Source organism: Escherichia sp. AM3 (assembly GCF_032029835.1).
GTDB classification, from domain to species: Bacteria; Pseudomonadota; Gammaproteobacteria; order Enterobacterales; family Enterobacteriaceae; genus Escherichia; species Escherichia coli.
The window spans coordinates 1-867 of record NZ_JAVUPQ010000413.1 but is presented as its reverse complement, the minus strand read 5'-3'; the positions used below and the strand labels follow the sequence as shown (position 1 = coordinate 867).

Sequence of the window (867 nt, the reverse complement as noted above, 5' to 3'; positions counted from 1 at the left end):
CGAGGTACAACCATCCCTCCTGTGTGGCAACATACGTCAGGTCCGCCACCCAGACCTGATTTGGTGCTGTAGGAGCGAACGTCTGGTTCAGCAGATTTGGCGCAACTGGCAGATTGTGGTTCGAGTTCGTAGTCGCTCTGAACTTGCGTTTCTGCTTACAGCGTAGCCTTAGCTCCTTACGAAGACGTGCCAGTCGGTCACGACCAACGATGATGCCATTCTCTGCCAGCTCCGTCTGGAGCCGCCGGGTTCCATATGTTTCGCGAGTGCGGATATGTGCCACCTTAATCTCCAGTTTTAGCCGCTCATCACTTTGTTTTCTGTCTGAGGGTTCATGCTGTACCCAGTTGTAATAACCGCTCCTGGATACACCAAATACCTGACACATCGCTTCAATGGGAAATTGTTGTCGCCATTGTTCGATTAACGCGTATTTTTCAGCGACTCCTGTGCAAAATCTACAGTTGCTTTTTTTAATATATCTCGCTCAAGGCGAGCTTCATTTAACGCCTTACGCAGTTGCAGAATTTCAGATTCCAGTTCAGCCACCGTGCGGGAACCAGGAGTACCGAGCCCTTTTCTGGCGGCGGTAACCCATTGTCCTAAAGTGCCTTCAGGAAGAGATAATCGGGAAGCGCCTTCACTGATCGAAAGTTGATTTTCAAGAACCGTTCTGACAGCTTCGGCTTTGAACTTTTTAGAGTAACGTTGGGTTTTTCTGCTCATTATTAGCTCCTTCTGATGCCATTCTATTTCAGGAAGGAGTGTCCGTTAAACTCAGGCTACCTCAGGAAAAACCGTCCTGAAAAACCAGACGGCAGACGGGCTGTATTACGCAGTCAGGTACTTGAGCTACATGGCATCAGC

The 867-nt window shown here is 49.1% G+C and carries 1 pseudogene; it reads right to left on the bottom strand.

Going from position 1 to position 867, the window contains the following annotated elements:
• Positions 1-726, bottom strand: a pseudogene (locus RTW80_RS26275) (IS3 family transposase); the annotation flags it as partial.
• Positions 727-867: the final 141 nt, after the last annotated feature.